1 protein-coding gene is annotated in these 784 nt (G+C 52.6%); it reads left to right on the forward strand.

Translation table 11 applies throughout. From position 1 onward, the window contains the following. Positions 1-65: 65 nt before the first annotated feature. The gene (locus ABD346_RS38235; RefSeq protein ID WP_001067855.1) at positions 66-770 is read left to right on the forward strand and encodes an IS6-like element IS26 family transposase; all 705 of its coding nucleotides are present in this window, start codon (positions 66-68) and stop codon (positions 768-770) included. The last annotated feature ends 14 nt before the right edge of the window (positions 771-784 follow it).

Raw genomic sequence — 784 nt, forward strand, 5'->3', positions numbered from 1 at the left:
ACGGCACTGTTGCAAATAGTCGGTGGTGATAAACTTATCATCCCCTTTTGCTGATGGAGCTGCACATGAACCCATTCAAAGGCCGGCATTTTCAGCGTGACATCATTCTGTGGGCCGTACGCTGGTACTGCAAATACGGCATCAGTTACCGTGAGCTGCAGGAGATGCTGGCTGAACGCGGAGTGAATGTCGATCACTCCACGATTTACCGCTGGGTTCAGCGTTATGCGCCTGAAATGGAAAAACGGCTGCGCTGGTACTGGCGTAACCCTTCCGATCTTTGCCCGTGGCACATGGATGAAACCTACGTGAAGGTCAATGGCCGCTGGGCGTATCTGTACCGGGCCGTCGACAGCCGGGGCCGCACTGTCGATTTTTATCTCTCCTCCCGTCGTAACAGCAAAGCTGCATACCGGTTTCTGGGTAAAATCCTCAACAACGTGAAGAAGTGGCAGATCCCGCGATTCATCAACACGGATAAAGCGCCCGCCTATGGTCGCGCGCTTGCTCTGCTCAAACGCGAAGGCCGGTGCCCGTCTGACGTTGAACACCGACAGATTAAGTACCGGAACAACGTGATTGAATGCGATCATGGCAAACTGAAACGGATAATCGGCGCCACGCTGGGATTTAAATCCATGAAGACGGCTTACGCCACCATCAAAGGTATTGAGGTGATGCGTGCACTACGCAAAGGCCAGGCCTCAGCATTTTATTATGGTGATCCCCTGGGCGAAATGCGCCTGGTAAGCAGAGTTTTTGAAATGTAAGGCCTTTGAATAAG

Source organism: Streptomyces mauvecolor (assembly GCF_039532965.1).
GTDB lineage: Bacteria > Actinomycetota > Actinomycetes > Streptomycetales > Streptomycetaceae > Streptomyces > Streptomyces violascens.